The organism is Paraburkholderia tagetis, assembly GCF_022213065.1.
Lineage (GTDB): Bacteria > Pseudomonadota > Gammaproteobacteria > Burkholderiales > Burkholderiaceae > Paraburkholderia > Paraburkholderia tagetis.
This window is the reverse complement of sequence record NZ_JAKLJA010000005.1, coordinates 300,578-317,271: the sequence shown is the minus strand read 5'-3', so window position 1 is coordinate 317,271 and position 16,694 is coordinate 300,578. Positions and strand designations below refer to the sequence as shown.

Annotated in this window: 19 protein-coding genes and 1 pseudogene; 6 read left to right on the top strand and 14 right to left on the bottom strand. The window is 64.3% G+C overall.

Annotation, left to right across the window (positions count from 1 at the left end; all coding sequences use genetic code 11):
- The first annotated feature begins 403 nt into the window (after nt 1-403).
- Nucleotides 404-1,471 (top strand): glycosyltransferase family 4 protein, encoded by a 1,068-nt coding sequence (locus tag L5014_RS10130; protein ID WP_238463485.1) that lies wholly within the window; start codon nt 404-406, stop codon nt 1,469-1,471.
- A 76-nt stretch (nt 1,472-1,547) separates the two neighbouring features.
- On the opposite strand, the gene L5014_RS10125 is transcribed toward L5014_RS10130, so the two are convergent.
- From L5014_RS10125 to L5014_RS10115, 3 genes are all read right to left on the bottom strand, one after another.
- Nucleotides 1,548-2,135 (bottom strand): BPSL1445 family SYLF domain-containing lipoprotein, encoded by a 588-nt coding sequence (locus L5014_RS10125; protein ID WP_238463484.1) that lies wholly within the window; start codon nt 2,133-2,135, stop codon nt 1,548-1,550.
- Nucleotides 2,136-2,278: 143 nt separating this feature from the next.
- Nucleotides 2,279-2,725 (bottom strand): hypothetical protein, encoded by a 447-nt coding sequence (locus L5014_RS10120; RefSeq protein WP_238463483.1) that lies wholly within the window; start codon nt 2,723-2,725, stop codon nt 2,279-2,281.
- 296 nt (nt 2,726-3,021) lie between these two features.
- Entirely contained in the window at nt 3,022-3,348 is a 327-nt protein-coding gene (locus L5014_RS10115; RefSeq protein WP_238463482.1) for a PsiF family protein, read from the bottom strand.
- 236 nt (nt 3,349-3,584) lie between these two features.
- On the opposite strand from L5014_RS10115, the gene L5014_RS10110 reads away from it, so the two are divergent.
- Nucleotides 3,585-3,881, top strand: a complete 297-nt coding sequence (locus tag L5014_RS10110) for a YciI-like protein (protein WP_238463481.1) — start codon at nt 3,585-3,587, stop codon at nt 3,879-3,881.
- Between the two features lie 135 nt (nt 3,882-4,016).
- On the opposite strand, the gene L5014_RS10105 is transcribed toward L5014_RS10110, so the two are convergent.
- The gene (locus L5014_RS10105) at nt 4,017-4,667 is read right to left on the bottom strand and encodes a phosphoribosyltransferase (RefSeq protein ID WP_238463480.1); all 651 of its coding nucleotides are present in this window, start codon (nt 4,665-4,667) and stop codon (nt 4,017-4,019) included.
- Between the two features lie 252 nt (nt 4,668-4,919).
- Here L5014_RS10105 and L5014_RS10100 point away from each other — a divergent pair, with 252 nt between their 5' ends.
- Nucleotides 4,920-5,180 carry a hypothetical protein gene (locus L5014_RS10100; RefSeq protein WP_238463479.1) on the top strand — a complete coding sequence of 87 codons (261 nt, stop codon included), beginning with the start codon at nt 4,920-4,922 and terminating at the stop codon, nt 5,178-5,180.
- Between the two features lie 56 nt (nt 5,181-5,236).
- Here L5014_RS10100 and L5014_RS10095 read toward each other — a convergent pair whose 3' ends face one another.
- Entirely contained in the window at nt 5,237-6,094 is an 858-nt protein-coding gene (locus L5014_RS10095; protein WP_238463478.1) for a LysR substrate-binding domain-containing protein, read from the bottom strand.
- A gap of 208 nt (nt 6,095-6,302) precedes the next feature.
- Here L5014_RS10095 and L5014_RS10090 point away from each other — a divergent pair, with 208 nt between their 5' ends.
- The gene (locus tag L5014_RS10090; protein ID WP_238463477.1) at nt 6,303-7,481 is read left to right on the top strand and encodes a 2-aminoethylphosphonate--pyruvate transaminase; all 1,179 of its coding nucleotides are present in this window, start codon (nt 6,303-6,305) and stop codon (nt 7,479-7,481) included.
- A 9-nt stretch (nt 7,482-7,490) separates the two neighbouring features.
- Nucleotides 7,491-8,294, top strand: a complete 804-nt coding sequence (gene phnX / locus L5014_RS10085; protein ID WP_238463476.1) for a phosphonoacetaldehyde hydrolase — start codon at nt 7,491-7,493, stop codon at nt 8,292-8,294.
- Nucleotides 8,295-8,313: 19 nt separating this feature from the next.
- Here the strand turns inward: phnX and L5014_RS10080 are convergent, their stop codons facing one another.
- Nucleotides 8,314-9,432: an asparaginase gene (locus L5014_RS10080; protein ID WP_238463475.1), complete on the bottom strand. Its 1,119-nt coding sequence runs from the start codon at nt 9,430-9,432 to the stop codon at nt 8,314-8,316.
- Between the two features lie 398 nt (nt 9,433-9,830).
- On the opposite strand from L5014_RS10080, the gene L5014_RS10075 reads away from it, so the two are divergent.
- Nucleotides 9,831-10,148 carry a YnfA family protein gene (locus L5014_RS10075; RefSeq protein WP_238463474.1) on the top strand — a complete coding sequence of 106 codons (318 nt, stop codon included), beginning with the start codon at nt 9,831-9,833 and terminating at the stop codon, nt 10,146-10,148.
- 44 nt (nt 10,149-10,192) lie between these two features.
- Here the strand turns inward: L5014_RS10075 and L5014_RS10070 are convergent, their stop codons facing one another.
- From L5014_RS10070 to L5014_RS10035, 8 genes and pseudogenes are all read right to left on the bottom strand, one after another.
- Nucleotides 10,193-10,636, bottom strand: coding sequence for a thioesterase family protein (locus tag L5014_RS10070; RefSeq protein WP_238463473.1), 444 nt, complete (start codon nt 10,634-10,636; stop codon nt 10,193-10,195).
- Between the two features lie 117 nt (nt 10,637-10,753).
- A complete protein-coding gene (locus L5014_RS10065) occupies nt 10,754-12,799 on the bottom strand; it encodes a DUF5107 domain-containing protein (RefSeq protein ID WP_238463472.1) in 2,046 nt (681 codons plus the stop codon).
- Between the two features lie 98 nt (nt 12,800-12,897).
- On the bottom strand, nt 12,898-13,206 hold the full coding sequence (locus L5014_RS10060; protein WP_238463471.1) for a hypothetical protein: 309 nt from the start codon (nt 13,204-13,206) through the stop codon (nt 12,898-12,900).
- A 90-nt stretch (nt 13,207-13,296) separates the two neighbouring features.
- Nucleotides 13,297-13,728, bottom strand: a complete 432-nt coding sequence (locus L5014_RS10055) for a hypothetical protein (protein ID WP_238463470.1) — start codon at nt 13,726-13,728, stop codon at nt 13,297-13,299.
- Nucleotides 13,729-14,319: 591 nt separating this feature from the next.
- Nucleotides 14,320-14,595: a hypothetical protein gene (locus L5014_RS10050; RefSeq protein ID WP_238463469.1), complete on the bottom strand. Its 276-nt coding sequence runs from the start codon at nt 14,593-14,595 to the stop codon at nt 14,320-14,322.
- Between the two features lie 83 nt (nt 14,596-14,678).
- Nucleotides 14,679-14,834, bottom strand: a pseudogene (locus L5014_RS10045) (tryptophan--tRNA ligase); the annotation flags it as partial.
- A gap of 226 nt (nt 14,835-15,060) precedes the next feature.
- Complete coding sequence (locus L5014_RS10040; protein WP_238463468.1) at nt 15,061-15,537, bottom strand: Fur family transcriptional regulator; 477 nt, start codon at nt 15,535-15,537, stop codon at nt 15,061-15,063.
- A gap of 123 nt (nt 15,538-15,660) precedes the next feature.
- Complete coding sequence (locus L5014_RS10035) at nt 15,661-16,683, bottom strand: LacI family DNA-binding transcriptional regulator (RefSeq protein WP_238463467.1); 1,023 nt, start codon at nt 16,681-16,683, stop codon at nt 15,661-15,663.
- Between the last annotated feature and the right edge of the window lie 11 nt (nt 16,684-16,694).

Genomic DNA, 16,694 nt, shown 5'->3' with positions numbered 1-16,694 from the left:
TTCTCTCGGTCTCCCCTCGGTTAGCCGGTAGTCGATCAACCGATCCGAACCGCCGTGTACGGACCCGTACGCACGGTGGTGTGGGAGGGGTCGGGCCGCGAGGCCTGCCCCTATCCCGATCAGTCGTGCGAACCGCACCATCACCCGCGCATCGGTCGCGCTCCGCAGGATGTTTCGACGTGTAAGTCCATATAGCAATTGAAAGACTGGCAGCGCGTGCGCCACACAGGGCGAATAATGAGCAAGAAAGCCGCCGTCCAGACTGCTCGACTGCGCACTTTACGGGTCGGTCCCTTCGATGCCCCGGCGTACAGCAGCAGCATTTTGCTTCCTTTAGAATGGCTCGAACCGCCTGCAGGATTTCTCCGCGTGCGTCGCGCGCGGAACACGAAGGAGACGCCTTATGAGAATTGCGCAGATCGCTCCTCTGACCGAATCGGTGCCGCCCAAGCTCTACGGCGGCACCGAGCGCGCCGTGTCGTACATCACCGAGGCGCTGGTCGATCTCGGGCACGACGTGACGCTCTTCGCCAGCGGCGATTCGCAAACGCGTGCGAAGCTCGAACCCGTGTGGCCGCGCGCGCTGCGCCTCGACCCCGGGATTCGCGACCGGGTCGCACCGCACATGCTGCTCATGGAAATGGTGCGCCGCCAGGCCGACCAGTTCGACGTGCTGCACTTCCATATGGACTATTACTCGTTTTCGGTGTTCAAGCGCCAGGAAACGCCGTTCGTGACCACGCTGCACGGCCGCCTCGACTTGCCCGAACAGCAACCGGTGTTCGATACGTTCAACACCGCCCCCGTGGTTTCGATCTCGAACGCGCAGCGCCAGCCGATGCCGCAGGCCAAATGGCTCAAGACTGTCTATCACGGCTTGCCCGAGGCGCTCTACACGCCGCAACCGGTCGAGCCGCGCTACCTCGCGTTTCTCGGCCGCATCTCGCCCGAGAAGCGCGTGGACACCGCGATTCGCATTGCCCAGCGCTGCGGCTTGCCGATCCGCATCGCCGCGAAAGTCGACGAGGCCGACCGCGAATATTTCGAACGCGAGATCAAGCCGCTCTTCGCACTTCCGAATGTCGAGTTCGTCGGCGAGATCAACGACAACCAGAAGGCCGAGTTTCTCTCCGGCGCGCATGCGCTGCTGTTCCCGATCGACTGGCCCGAGCCGTTCGGGCTGGTCATGATCGAGGCGATGGCGTGTGGCACGCCCGTGATCGCGTTCAATCGCGGCGCGGTGCCGGAAGTGGTGGATGAAGGTGTGTCGGGATTTATCGTCGAGGACGAGATTGGCGCCGTCGCGGCCGTCAACCGGCTCGCACGCGTGCCGCGCGCCGGTGTGCGGCGCCGCTTCGAAGAGCGCTTCACGTCGCACCGCATGGCGCAGCAATATGTCGAGGCGTATCAGGCAGTGATACGTGCGAACAAGCGTTCGCGCTTCAAGGTGATCGACACGTCCACGAACTAAGTGCATAGCGGTGCTGCGCGGTTGCCCGAGCCGCACAGGGCTCGGGCAACTACGCCGCTCGCTAACGCGTAAAGGCTTACAGCTCCAGGCGGGAGATCTTGCTGCCGCCGAGCGAGAGGTCGCCGATCAGGCCGCTGTTGGTCAGCACGAAGACTTCCACGGGCTTGGTGGCCGTAGTGGTGTCGACCGAGCCGTTGGCGCCGACCTTCACGAGCGCAACCGAGGCGTCGCCGCCTGCCGACCAGCCTTTCGAATTGCGGAATTTGTCGAGTGCGTCCTGCGTCATGAACAGATAGACGACGGCCTTCGACTGCATGCCGAGCGTTGCGCCCACCGATGCCCCCGTGGTGCTGTAGTAGCCGACCGTGCTGCCGCCGACGCGCAGCGCGCCGTCGCCGTGCTCGCCGCCGATGCCGATCCCCGCCTGGACCACCGACGGGAATACCAGCACGCCGCGCGCCTTGCCTACGAGCTCGCGCGAGCCGGGCACGGTCTGGAAGAGGCGCGACATCGTGCCGTCGACGCTTGCATCGATCGACTGGCGGCGCGATTCGTTGGTTTGTGCCGTCGGGGGCGTGTTGCCGGTGGTGGAGCAGCCTGCGAGCGCTGCGCCTGCGAGCGCGATGGCGACCGAAGTCCTCAGAATGAAACGGCGTCCTTGCATGTTGTTCTCCGTTTTGGGTTCCGAAATATCGAAATAGCCTAAGCCGTGCCGTCGTGGCGTTTTGCCGGTGACGGAATCAGCTTACGGGGTTATAACACAGGCCCCCGCTTTGCCTGTTTGAGACAGCGCAGTCAGGATGTGTGTCAGCGTTCCGGGACGGCCTTCACAGCGGGAGGGCGGCGCAGCGCGCGCCGCACGGCGCCAAGGACCATGCCGATGGCGAGCAAGGTTGCCGCGGGCACGACCCAGTAGCCGACGAACGCATGCCACAGGTAGCTCGCGAGCGCTGCGCGTCGCGTGGCGTATTCGTCGAGCGCCGCCTGATGGGCAGGGGCGTTTGCCGCGAGCACGGCGGCGGAGCAGCCCAGCGTGCGCGCCCGCTCGGGCGTCCCCTCGCAGTGCAGCGGCGCGCCGGCAGCACGCTCGGCGTCGGTGAACGTCCAACTGGTGAGGGCGCGCTGCAGATCCGCGCGGTTATAGGCCATTTCGTCCTGAGCTTCGCGCACCGCGACAATCATCACCGGCACGAGCCAGAAAACGATCACCACCAGCCAGCGGCGAAACCAGCGGTTCTTGTGCTTCCATGCCATCCGCGCCTCCGTACGATGCGACAGGCATCACTCCGGCTTCAACGTTCGTCCGGCGACCCGATGGCGTCTGCGTGAATGAGGGAAGGGGCGCCGCTGCAGCCATCATAGAAGAAAAATGGCGCGCGGGCGCAGCGCCGACGGTGCGTGGGGGCGCGAACGCGCAAGCGAATGAATGGAGGGCGCCGCACCATGAAAAACGACGCGCCGCAGCATAAAGCTGCGGCGCGTCGCGGCAGGGGTGGTGCAGAACTGAAGCCGCGACCGGGCCAGACAAGGCGCTTCGGCCGCGTGGCGGATCAGCTCTTGGTCGAGAGGCACTGCTTCATGAATGCCTTGCGATCGTCGCCCTTCTTGTCGGCGGCCTGGGTGTTGCACGCCTTCATGCGCTCTTGCTGCGACATCGCGGGAGCGCTCACGCCGCTCGTCGAGAGACACTGCTTCATGAATGCCTTGCGATCGTCGCCTTTCTTGTCGGCGGCCTGGGTGTTGCACGCCTTCATCCTGGATTGCTGGCTATTGGGGCTCTTGGCCGCGGAAGCCGGTGCTGCGGCGGTTTGTGCGAACGCCGGCGCGGCCAGTGCGCCGCCCAGCACGATTGCAGCAATGACGGATTGGATCTTCATCGTTCACTCCCATGGGATATCGACGTTGTCGTTAGTCGTGCGAGCAGGCGGCACATCCAGACCATCTTTGCCCATCGCCGCAACCATTATGGCAAAGCCAACATGAAAACGAACCGTGAGTGGGTTCGGTTGACGCGGACTGGGGCACAATGTGCGGAATGCACACGGCATGGCGCCCGCCATGCGGTCCAGTTCAGTTCTGGACGCGACCGCGCTGCATGAGACCGGAGACAGACATGCATTACCTCTTGATGTACGACCTCGCCGACGATTACCTCGAACGGCGCCCCGAGCACCGCAGCGACCACCTGGCGCTCGCGTGGGCGGCGGCCGAGCGTGGCGAACTGCTGCTTGCGGGGGCGATTGCCGAGCCCCTGGACGAGGCGCTGCTGCTCTTCCAGGGCGAGAGCCCCGCGGCTGCCGAAGCGTTCGCGCGCGCCGATCCTTACGTGAAGGCGGGCCTCGTCAAGGCGTGGCGCGTGCGGCCCTGGCAAACGGTGGTTGGGGAGAAGGCGGCAAATCCGGTGCGCTGAGCGCGAGCACCCGGGGCATCCTGAGCCGCTTCGTCGCGGTTGCGTCGCCGTCGGGAAGTTCGATGGCTGCGCACGCAATGCACGGGGGCACCAAGTGCCGGCATGCGGATGCCAGCACGTTCGGCCTGGCGGGTCTCAATTGTCTGCCGCCGCGCGGTCGAGCAAGTCACGCACGGTGTCGTCGTCGACCTGGTCGAAGTCGAAATAGAACTGGCCCACGCTCATGAACGACGAGGGTGTCTGCACGCAGACGAAATCGTCGACGGCTTCCGCGAGCCGTGCCCGCGCGCCAGCCGGCGCAACGGGCAGCGCCGCGATGATGCGCGCGGGTCCGAGCGAGGCGAGCGCACGCGCGGCAGCCTTGAGCGAGGCGCCCGTGGCCATGCCGTCATCGATCAGGAGCGCCACGCGTCCGGCCACCGGCACAGGGGCTCGCGTGCCGCGGTAGCGTGTCTCGCGTCGGCCAAGCTCGATGCGGGCGAGGGCAAGCGCGCTCTGCAACTGCGCCTCGCTCACGCCGGCCTCGCGGATCAGCGCTTCGTCCACGTATTGCGCGCCGTTCGAGGAGAGCGCGCCCATCGCGAGTTCCGGTTGCCACGGTGTGCCGAGCTTGCACACGGGAAGCACGTCGAGCGGCACGCGCAGCGCCTCGGCGACTTCGAACGCAACCGGCACGCCCCCGCGCGGCAGCGCGAGCGCGACGACATCGCGGCGCCCGGCATAGGGCGCGAGTTGCGCGGCGAGCATTTGCCCCGCCTCGCGGCGATCGGTGAAGGGACGTTCCATAAGCGGCTCCTGTCCCAGGGAAAGTTGAGGTGGAACGGTTCATTCAGTGTGCCACGCGCCGCACCGGGATGCGTTCCCGGATTCGCTCTCAATTCGCGGCACGATCGTGTTCAGAAACACATGTAGCGCATAGCGTGCCTGGCGCGATCGTCTCCCGTCGCCGATTCATTTGCATACGCCTATTTGTCGTTTGGCGCCGCGCATCGGCGTGGTTACGATGACCTCGAGCTTTTCATCGACGAGGTCCATGCCATGTCCGAATCCGCCTGTTTTTCGACCCGCTTTTCCACCACCGCTTGCGTAGCCAATTTCGCGCCACGGGTCGTCGAGCCCGCCGCAGCCGATGCGCCCGACGGACTAGGACTCGCGCTGGAACTTACGCTCGTGCGGCCCGTGGAGGGCATCGCGGGGCGTGCGCTGCGCATTCATTTGCGGCGCGGCGCGCGCATGGAGCAGGCCGAGACGCTGCGCGACTTGCTGCACGAAGTAGGGGCGGACATCGTCGTGTCGTGATGGTGTCCCGGTCGTGTCGTAATTGTTTCGTGATGGTGTCGTGAGCGTGCCGACGCTCAATCGAGTGGCGTGGCAAAGAGCGCATCAAGCAGATTCGACGACGAAGGCTCCGCGAGCCGCACCAGCGTTTCCACCATGCGCACCTGGCAATCGGCGAGCGCAATCGCGCGAATCCGCCGCGATTCGCCGAACTCCGCGCCCGCGATGACGCCCGCACCTACGCCCTGCGCAATCGCGGTCTGCAGTGCCTCGCGGCCGTCCACGTAGAGCACGGGCTCCACCTGGAGTCCCTTGCGCACCAGCTCCGCCTCGAGCAACTGCTGGGTGACCGAATGCACCTCGCGGAAGATCATCGGCTCGCGCACCAGCTCTTCGTAGGTGATGCGGCGCCTCTTCGCCACCGGGTTCTCGGCGGGCACGACGGCGACCAGCGGGTCTTCGCGCAGCACGCGCGACTGCAGACGGCTGTGCACCTGATGCGCCGCCGTGATTGCGGCGTCCACCTCGCTTGCCAGCACGCGCCGCATGCACTCGGTGGCGTTCGCGATGGCGAGCTTCACCACCACGCCTGGATAGCGGCGCCGGAACGCGCCGATGAGCTTGACGGCGAGGTCAGGCGCGTCGGCGACCAGCGCCAGCTCGCCCGATTCCAGCGCGCCGGCCGCCTCCAGCAGGCGCCGCGCGTCGCGCTCGCAGCCGGTCATCTGACGCGTCACCGCGTAGAGCCGCCGCCCGAGCTCGGTAAGCTCGACGCCACGCGGCGCACGCTCGAAAAGCTTCACGCCGTAGTCGGCTTCGAGCCGCCGCACGTGGTCGGAAACGGCCGGCTGCGTGAGCGAGAGCGCCTGGGCGGCACGCGAAAAGCCGCCGTGCTCGGCAACGGCGTGAAAAGCTCGCAACTGGGCGTACTGCATATTCGTGGGATTCCGGCTCGAAAATTCGCTTGGTCGGTCGACTCGGGGCGATGGCGCAGACCCGCGCAGGCCAACAGTGGCGCCATAAGTTTTAGCGATATATACATCGATTATATCGATTTTACCTATGTGCTGCACCGCAGTAATGTGTTCGCTTACTTGTTCGGTACTGGCCGAACATTTGCTGAACACCGACCGGAGCAGCCGCATGACCACTCCCGCAGATCCGTACCTGCTGACCCCCGGCCCGCTGACGACGGCCGCAACGACTAAAGCCGCGATGCTGCGCGACTGGGGCTCGTGGGACGCCGATTTCCGCGCCATGACGGCGCATCTGCGCCGCGCGCTGCTGGAGATCGCCGGCTGCGATGCCGACGCTGCGAACAGCGAGTACGACTGCGTGCCGCTGCAAGGCAGCGGCAGCTACTGCGTCGAGGCGATGCTCGGCAGCTTCGTGCCGCGCGACGGCCATGCGCTGGTGCTTGCCAACGGCGCCTACGGCAAGCGCATCGCCACTACGCTGCGTTATCTGGGTCGCCGCCACACCGTGCACGACACAGGCGACTATCTGCCGCCGCGTGCCGCCGACGTCGAGCGCCTGCTCGCCGTTCACGCCGACATCACGCACGTCGTCGTGGTGCATTGCGAAACGAGCTCCGGCATTCTCAATCCGATCGAGGAAATTGCCGCCGTCACGGCGCGCCATGGCCGGCGTCTCCTGATCGACTCGATGAGCGCCTTCGGCGCCGTGCCGCTCGATGTGCGCGCGCTGCCGTGCGAGGCATTTGTCTCGTCGGCGAACAAGTGCATCGAGGGCGTGCCGGGTTTTGGCTTCGTCATCGCGAAGAAGGCAGCGCTCGCGGCCGCGAAGGGCAACAGCCACTCGCTCGCACTCGATTTGCACGACCAGTGGGACGCCATGAACCGCACCGGACAGTGGCGCTTCACGCCGCCCACACACGCCGTGGCCGCGTTTATCGAGGCGCTGCGCCTTCATGAGGCCGAGGGCGGCCAGCCTGGGCGCCTCGCGCGCTACACGCGTAACCGCGACGTCATGGTCGAAGGCATGCGCGCGCTTGGCTTCGAGCCGCTGCTGACCGAAGCGTGGCGCTCGCCCATCATCGTCACGTTCTTCTCGCCCGCTCATCCGTTGTTCAGCTTCGAGCGCTTCTACGAGCTGATGAAAGAGCAGGGCTTCATCATCTATCCGGGCAAGCTCACCAGCGTGGAGAGCTTTCGCATCGGCTGCATCGGCGCACTCGACGAAGCGCTCATGCAGCGCGTCGTTCAAGCGTGCGGCGCGGCCTTGAGCACGCTGGGCGTTCCCAGCGGCGCGCCTGCGCACGCAGCCTCTTCTTTTGAATCAGACGCACGAATCTTTGCATAACGAACGGAAATGAAATACGTCAAGGCAGTGATCTTCGACTGGGCCGGCACGGTGGTCGACTATGGCTCGCGCGCGCCCATGGGTGCGTTCGTCGAGACTTTCGAGGAATTTGGCGTGCCGATCTCGATCGAGGAAGCACGCGGCCCGATGGGCATGGCCAAGCGGCCGCACATTGCGGCGCTGATGGCGCTGCCGCGCGTCGCTAAAGCATGGAAGGCGCGCCACGGCCACGCACCCGGCGACGCCGATATCGACGCGGTCTACGACGCCTTCGTGCCGAAGAACGTTGCGGTGGCCGCGCAATACAGCGACGTGATTCCGGGCGTCGCGGCCGTGACCGCGCAACTGCGCGCCGACGGCGTGCGCATCGGCTCGACCACGGGTTACACGCGCGAGATCATCGATCAGATCGTGCCGGGCGCAGCCGAGCAGGGCTTTGTCGCGGACAGCATCGTGTGCACCGGCGACACGCCCGAAGGCCGCCCGTCGCCGTACATGATCTATCGCACGCTGCCGCAGCTCGGCGTGTGGCGCGCGCGCGAAGCGATCAAGGTGGACGACACCGAGGTGGGCATCGAAGAGGGCATCAACGGCGGCACCTGGGCCGTGGGCGTGGCCGTCAGCGGCAACGCGTTCGGCCTCACCGAAGACGAAGTCCGCGCGCTCTCGCCGCAAGACTTCGCACAGCGCCGCGAAGCCGCCGCGCAACGCCTGCGCGCAGCGGGCGCGCACTATGTGATCGACAGCGTCGCCGACCTGCTGCCCGTGGTCACGGAAATCGAAACGCGGCTCGCGCGCGGCGAGCGTCCCTGAGCGGCAAGTGCAGCGCCGGTCACCACGTCGCTGCAAACGCCTTCTGCACCTGCGCGGGCGAGGTGATCCCGTTGGCGATCAGCAATTGCGTGAGCACGCGCGCCTTTTGCGGGTTCAGGTCGAGCGAGACGACGAAGCCGCTCGTGTCGTCGTTCACTTCGACATTGCGGTTCACGAATCCCGACCCCACGCGCGATGCGCGCACCACCACGATCCCTTGCTTCGCGGCGCGCTGGAGCGCCGCGAGCGCCGACTTCGACGCGTTGCCGTCGCCGACGCCGGCCAGCACGATGCCCTTTGCCTTGTTGGCGATGGCGTTGTCGATCTGCACGCCGTCCATGTTGGCATGCGCGTAGACGATCTCGACGCGCGGCAGTTGCTCGCCTGAAGGCAGCACGTATTTGTGATTGTCCGGCTGGAATGCGGGCGTGAGAAAGCGCACGCTTGCGGGATCGACGTAGCCAACCGGTCCACCGTTCGGCGTTGCGAACGTCTGCACGCTCGTCGTGTTCGTCTTGGTGGCCGCGCGCGCCGACTGGATTGTGTCGTTGAGCACCACCATCACGCCACGCCCGCGCGCTGCGGGGCTCGCCGCCACTTCGACTGCCTCGTAGAGATTGCTCGGACCGTCGGCGCTCGTGGCCGTGGAAGGCCGCATCGAGCCCACCAGCACGACGGGCTTGTCGGTGCGCAGCACGTTGTCGAGGAAGAAAGCCGTTTCTTCGAGCGTGTCCGTGCCGTGCGTGATGACCACGGCGTCGGCTTCATTGCGATCGAAGATCGTCTGAATGCGTCGCGCGAGCGCGAACCAGACCTTGTCGTTCATGTCCTGCGAACCGATGGACGCCACTTGCTCGGTGCTGAGCCGGGCGAGCTTCTCGATGCCGGGCACGGCCTGCACGAGCTGCTGAGCACCCACGGCGCCGGCGTTATAGGCGTTGGCCGCGCGCGCATCCGCCTGGCCCGCGATCGTGCCGCCCGTGGCGAGCACGGCCACGCGTGGCAGCCCGACCGGTGCGGTGGCGGGCGCGGCCGCAGAGACGGTTTCATCGGCGGCAAATGCGATACCGGAGAGCAGGGCAGTGGCGGCAAACACGAACGCGGCGGCAAGATATTTAGCGTGAAGGGTATTTCTCATGTTTTTTTCCTTGGCGGTTGATAATTTTTTAAAACGAAAATTCCAAAAAAGAATTATTCGCCGATCGCGAGTGAATTCAATCCCGTCGCGAAAGCCAATTGATTTGCGTCCAATGGAAAATGCGCGCCGCCTGCGCCCGGCGTGCGTGAATGGCTGCGGATAAAGCGCTCTGGCACAATTGTTTGCAGTGCCTTTAGAAATGAATCAACGAATTCCGGGAATTTCGATTTTCAATGGATTTAACCGCGCGCCGCGTTTAATCACTTGAAGCACTGATAATCCCGCATCCATATCGAGCAATAATCCGGTCGGCCAGCTCAGTACACGGCCGTTTTACCGTTTTGGCCGCCTGCGCTACCATGAGCCCCCTCGACGCTACCGCTGCAGTTGTGCCATCCATGACGACGTTTTTGCTTTTCGTTGCGACCGCGCTTGCCGAAATCGTCGGCTGCTATCTGCCGTATCGCTGGCTGCGCGAGGGCGCGAGCGCCTGGCTGCTCGTGCCCGCCGCCGTGTCGCTCGCGCTTTTCGCGTGGCTGCTTACGCTGCATCCGAGCGCGGCGGGACGCACCTATGCCGCCTACGGCGGCGTGTACGTGTGCGTGGCAATGCTGTGGCTGTGGGGTGTGGAAGCGGTTCGGCCGAGCCCCTGGGATTGGGGTGGGATGGCGCTTGCGCTGGCCGGCATGGCGGTCATCGCGTTCCAGCCGCGCTGAATGCGCACGCAAGTGCACACCCAGGAAATGCGCACGGCGGCGCTTCAGGCGACCGAGTTGACGCCCGGGAATTTCGCGCGGAATGCCGGCGGCATCGGCACGACTTTTTTCGCCTCGTAGTCGAAAAAAACGAATCCCGACTTTGCCATCGCAATGAGTGCGCTGTCCGAGGGCCGCGTGATGCGGAAAATAATGTCGCCGCCGTACTTGTTGAAATCCATGATGCCCACCTCGAAGCACAACTGCTCGCGCGCATAGGCTTCGGCGCGATAGGTGGTCGCGAGGTCCGTGACGATGATGCTGATGTGGGCGTCCTTCATGTCCTCGATGCCCGCATCGAAGAGGAAGCGCGCACGCGCCTCGGAAATCATCGAGATCATCGAGTCGTTCGCGAGGTGGTTCGCCGAATTGATGTCGGTGACGCGCACCGTGAGATGCGTCGAGTAGTAATACTGGTCTTCGGGGAAATGGAGCTCGATGCGGGCCATGGCGCTATGCGTTGAGTGGGGAAGTGGAAGGCGCTGCGCCGGGCCTTCGGCCATTCGCAGCTGGTGCGCCGGCAAGCGCACACCGCGATTTTATCGGTTTGCGGCGCTGTCTCGTCGTCAGACTCGCCCATTCCCCACCGTGCGCACCATGCGCACCATGCGGAAGTCGAGCCGGTATGGAACAGGGGAGGCGGCAAGCACCGCGCGCTCCTCGTCGGGGCTCAGCGCGCGGCCGAGGCGCCGGCTTGCCCGGGCGATCTGGAGTGCGGACCAGATTTCGTCGAGCGCGGTCTCGCCCTCGCGGATCGTCGCGAAGTCGTGGTCGAGCCATTGCTCCGCGCTGTCGAGGTTTCCGTCGAGCAGGGAAAGCCGCGCGCGTGTCAGGCGGATGCGCTCGTGCCGTTCGACGTCGGGGCTCAGCCCGTAGAGAAAGCGCCGGAGCGCGGCGATCCGGTTGTGCCGCAGCAGCCATTCGGCGATCTCGGCGGCCAGCGAGGTGATCAACGGGGTGGCCAACTGCGGTGCCGCATCGAGCGCATCCCAGGCACTCAGATAAAGCCGCTCGGCCGCTTCCACATCGCGCTCGGACAAGGCGAGGTTGCGTAGCGAGAGCGCGTTTGGCCGCAACGTATGTGCACGCTGAAAAAATGCGGTGGCAGGCGCCGTGTGACCGCGATCGAGTGCAATGATGCCGAGCGCCAGCGCATGCAGCCAGGTCTCGCCATGCCTTGCCGACGAGTCGATGAGCGCCTGTTGCCATCGATCTCCGGCAACCCAGATCTCGGGCAGGGCGGCGAGCGAAGCCGCAGAAAAGCGCCCCGTCTCCGCAAGCTCCGCCCACGGACACGCGACGCCAGGTTGCGCGTCGAAATCGAGCCCCGGGGCGATCGGCCGGCCAGTCAGCACTTCGTGGAGCTTGCCCCAAACCGCGCCGCGATGGAGCGGGCGCGTCGCCGGCTTCGATGCGTGGATCCGCAGGCGAATATCGAGCGCGGACAAGCTCTGCGCGGGCAGTTGCGCATCGAGCGTGCGGCGCACCGCCGAGCAGGCCGTATGCCAGCAGGGATCGTGCACGGCCGCGGCGTCGGCCGCGAACGGCATCCAGCATTCGGTCCACTCGAGCGAGCCGCCGGCGGGCAGTATGAATTCCTGATCCTGGGTCGGGGCGATGCCGGCCTGGATCTCGACATACTCGCTGTCGCCGGGCCGCCCGAGCACCTCCATCCAGTGCCGTCCACCGGTGCCTGTGCCGAAGAAAAACATCTTGCGTCCACGCATCTCGTGTGTCGCGGTTTGCAGAAGACCGCGCCCCCGGCTATCGAGCGCGGCAATCCAGAGCCGGTCCGCATCGGGCTTGCGGAAGAACACCGACGTGGCGGTGCTCCATTCCTCGGGATAACTGGCATCGAAACCATGCGCGTCCAGTGCGAATCGCTCCAGATGATTGTCCGGCAGCACGTGTTCGATACCGTAATCGGCGGGCGCGAGCACGCGCATGCCGGGTCGATATTGAACAGCGGCGTTGGTCCACCAGTAGCAGGCAATCTCCCGGGGATTCGGGTTGACGATCCGGCCGTGCACATAAAGGCGGCTTTCGCCATCAGGCAGGAATAGATCGATTTGCCAACTCGCTTCGCGGACGCGGTCGAATTCATGGAGCCGCAGGATAGGGCCGTCGTCGGTTTCGACGACGCCGCAGAAAACCGGCGCGCAGGTAAACGGCGAATGCCCGGGAATCAGGCCATTCCATTCGATGCCGCCGGAAAACCACGCATTGAGCGCCGCCAGATTCGCAGGCTGGAACACCGGGTTGCGAAACAGGAGTTCCGCCCCGGTGCTCAAATCGATGAGCGATGCCAGTCGACCGCCGAGATCCGGCAGCACGGTTGCGCGCAACAAGCCGTTGTCGAGCACCACTGCATCGAGATGACCGGGGTGCAAGTCGCGGTCGTAATCGTCCTGGACACGGTACGGCAGAATCGATGCGTCGCCCCAGACGAACGTATGAGCGAGTTCGTCCGCGCTCAGATTGTCGGCGGGCGGAGCGGGGTTCGCCGACGTTGGCTGTTGCCAGCGGAAGACCGGCAATGGGTTGGCCGGACCCAGCCGGGAAACGGGCAGAGCGAGACGCTCAGTGCGTATCTCAACGCGTAAGTGAGGCATGGCGACCTTCTTTCGCCTGGGCGATCGTCATGGCTCGAGATGGTGCGATGGGCGCCAGATAGACCGGAAGCGTCGCGAAGGTGCGTACAGGGTCGAGACTAGACGCGCGGCAGATCGTCCATCGATTTTTCGACGCTGCCATCGGGAACTTCCATATCGATTCCATCAATCCCGTTGGGATGCGGAACCGCCTTGATCTTCGGCCCAAGGAATTTCATGCCGCCCAGCGTGAAAACGGAATACACCACCGCTCCCGAGCGGATGCCGTGCGCGACGTCCGACACCTCGGAGATCTTGGGCGGGGAGAGCCAGTCATGGGTATGAGGGTCAATTGGCGCCCAGCGCACATGCGTCACCCGGTCCGTTGAAGCGCTGATGCGCACTCCGTCGACAGCATACGTAGCCATAGTCGTCTCCTTCGGCCTGAGATTGTTATGCTAGTCCGTTCGACGATGACTGGAAAGCGACGAGAGAATGGCCAACGCGGACGCGCGTAATTAGCGGTATGTCGTTTTCGTCGATTGCAGCTTCGTTAGCGTCCCGTTTTTGAGCCGGAACCAGCCGTCGGAGCCTTGCATCACGACTTCATCGGGTTGCCAGAACACGCGCTTGACTGTCATGCGCATGTTCGCGCGTTGCACGAGTGGCGGACGGCGACGAAAGTCGTACAGCACGGGACCGTAAGCGGTCTGCACGAGCGTGCGCGTAATCGTGCCGCCATCGGGACCGACATCATCGAAATGCGTGAGTGTCTTCGCGTCGAAACGATCGAAAATATCCTTGTCGAGAATCGCCACGAAATCCCGGTCATCACGCACGAATTGCAGCGTGCCCGTGGGGGTGGCGAGCGCACCTGGCGCGTGGCTTTGCGCATGAGCGCAAGGCGCGAACGAAGCTGCCGCAAGCGCGGCGAGTAACAGGCGTTTCATATTGCTTTCCGGATTGCTTTACAGGCTGATTTACGGACTGCTTTACAGGCTGATTGGCAGTTCAAACGAGTTGAGCAAGTCTTGTAACCGCTCCATCGTGGCATTCTCGCCAATGGTTGTCGACATATCGAATTGGACGAATGAATGGTGAAAGGCGTGGAGTATAGCCGGAGAAGAAGGCAGCCGACACGTGGCGGCCGGGGTCCTCGTGCAGCTATGCTCATAGGGCGCGCGCGTTGCGCACCGAGTCGCTTCGTTTCCGCGAGAGCGTACATCGCGTGGGAGGGCGGCTCCCGCCAAAGGAGATAGTTGAGCCGCAAGCGATGACAAGAATCTTCGTTGCGCCCGCATGCTATTGGCACGCATTGAGCCAATGCATAGGATCGCCAGGACGCAGCCGGAAAGCGGCGTCATCGATCAAGCGAGCGGTGAGGGCGGCGACAGCGGTATGCCCGAGCGCGCATGGGCTCAGATTGTGTTGCCGCAGCCATTTCGCGCAGACTCGCAACGTGCCGCCTCAAAAGCCTCCGGTTTTCAGGAGGCTTTTGTTCGAGCCGCTATCGCGGACCGCCCGGCGGGACGGCACACGGGTTAGTGCCCGTGCGCTTCTTGCCATCCGGCATCGCTTGCGTCGTTTTCGAGCTGTTGTTTGGGAGTGCGGACGTGGAATCCCGCTGAGATCAAAAACAGAACCCCGGCCAAAGGCCAGGCCAAGGCTGCGAGAGAGAAGCAAAGCCCGTATGCATACTGTGGCGGGTACGCCTGGAGCGCCCAGACAAGGCAGGCAACTGGCAAGATCAGCAGACACAACGCCGACCGGTTCAGAAAAGCGGCGACCTTTGCATTCTTGAGCGTCCCAGCTTGCATGCCTGCCTCCGTAGGGAATGGCACTGAGACATAGAGTCGCACGTCGATCATTGCCCGAACACTCGGGAAAATCCCTGACGCACGCCTTTCAGTAGTGTCGTCTTGAGCTCCTCGGCCTTCGCCGTATCCGGCTCGAACGCATCGAGGAACGTGAACACGATATTCCCCTCGACTCGGCCCGGGTCGCTCACCCGCAGATGCTGCGGGTCGGTGTACATGTTCTTCACGGCGGCCGTGATCGTCCCAGTCGCGTTCATGGCCGGCGCTCCCCGGGGGCTGTCGGCGCTCAACCTACACGGAACACGACATTTCTATTTAGCGGAAACCCGACATTTCTATTTGGGACCTACAAATTTTGGGTTGATAATTTGTGTTATGTAAAATCAAAAAATCACCAAATTGCCCAAGCCGCCGTCCTTGGGGATTTACCTCTCACCCTGATCCAACCGTGCGTGTAACCCGGCTCTATTCCGCACGCCGATCCACGCCATGCAGCGCGCTCGCACGCCGTACGGAGGAATCCAGCGACGCCTCGCATTGCGCACAGCGCCCAAAAATCACCAGACTCGCGCTCGTGTAGTGAAACTCGCGCGCAGCGGCAATGGCCTCGTGCTGCGATTCGAGCGCGCTGTCGTCGATATCGCGAATCGTGCCGCAATCGTTGCAGACCAGATGCGAATGACGTGTGCCGCGATTCAGTTCGTACACGACGCGCTGCTCGCCAATCCACGCGCTCGTGATCAGTCCCGCGTCAACCAACTGCGCCAGCGCACGGTACACGCTGGCGAGACTGCATTGCTCGGTTTCGGGCGGGACTCGCCGAAACACCTGGTCGGCGGTCATGTGCTCGTGCGGGAACTGGTGGAACAACTGCAGGACGGCGACGCGACTCGAGGTCGGGCGCATACGGGCTCGCTTCAGATCGGCGTAAATCGCTTTCATTCCATCGGCACACTTTTTCAGACTTAATCGATAGTCTCGTCGGCGGGAGCTTAAGACTTGCTTAAGCCCCTTCGCTTCTCAAGCGATCGGGCGGATGAGGGCAACATCGTGGTCGATTGAGTTTCAGGCCAGGCGCGCAGAATTTGCCCGCGCGACCGACGCGCGCATCGTCACGCTCACATTGAAGTTCCGCTCGATATCCCAATGCGTGCCGTAGCACTGGTTGATCAGCCAGCGCACGGCATTGCGGGTGAGCTCGGCGGTCGGAATATGGACCGAGGTGAGCGCGGGCGCCATGTAGGCCGCCGAATAATCGTCGTCATAGCCGATCACCGAGACGTCGTGCGGCACCGAAATGCCGGCCTGCTGAAGGCGCGCGAGCGCCGACATCGCCATCATGTCGTTCGCGCAGAATAGCCCCGTGAAGCGCCGTCTGGAGTCGAGCAGCTCGCCTGCCGCCGCATAGCCGCCCTCGGGCGAGAAGTCCGACATGATGAGCTGCACCGCTTCGCGCGCGATGCCATGGCGCGCGAGCTCGGTGAAGAAGCCATCGAGACGCGCGAGGTTGTCCGAAGAACTGGCCGGCCCGCCGATCGCGGCGATCTCGCGGTGGCCGTGCTCGACGAGCGTGCGCGCAGCCAGTTCGCCGCCATGAAAATGGTCGGCGCAGAACGACGCCTCGGGCAACTGGTCGAACACGCGATTCAGGAATGCCATGCGCGGATGCATCGTGTGCAGCATGTTGAGATCTTCGTCGTGCAGATCGTGGCTGATGACCACTACGCCGTCGCAGTCGCGCCCGATCAGAAAGCGCACGGCCTCGATGGCCTGCTCGCGTGGCGAGGCCTCGCCGCAGCCGGTGGCCACCACCACATGCCGCCCCACGGCACGCAATTCGGTATCGGTCTGCTTGAGGATGGTGCCGTAATAGGAGCCGAAAAAGGTCGGCACGAAAATGCCGACGATGCCGAGCGACTGCATTGCCATCGCCCGCCCGATGGACGAAGGCCGGAAGTTGAGTTGCTCGATGGCGGCCTGCACGCGCGCGGCGGCCTCGGCCGACACCGGCCCCTTGCCGGAGATCGCCCGCGAGGCCGTCGAGAGCCCTACGCCAGCCAGCGTTGCCACGTCTTTCAGGGTTGTCACTCTTGTTAGCC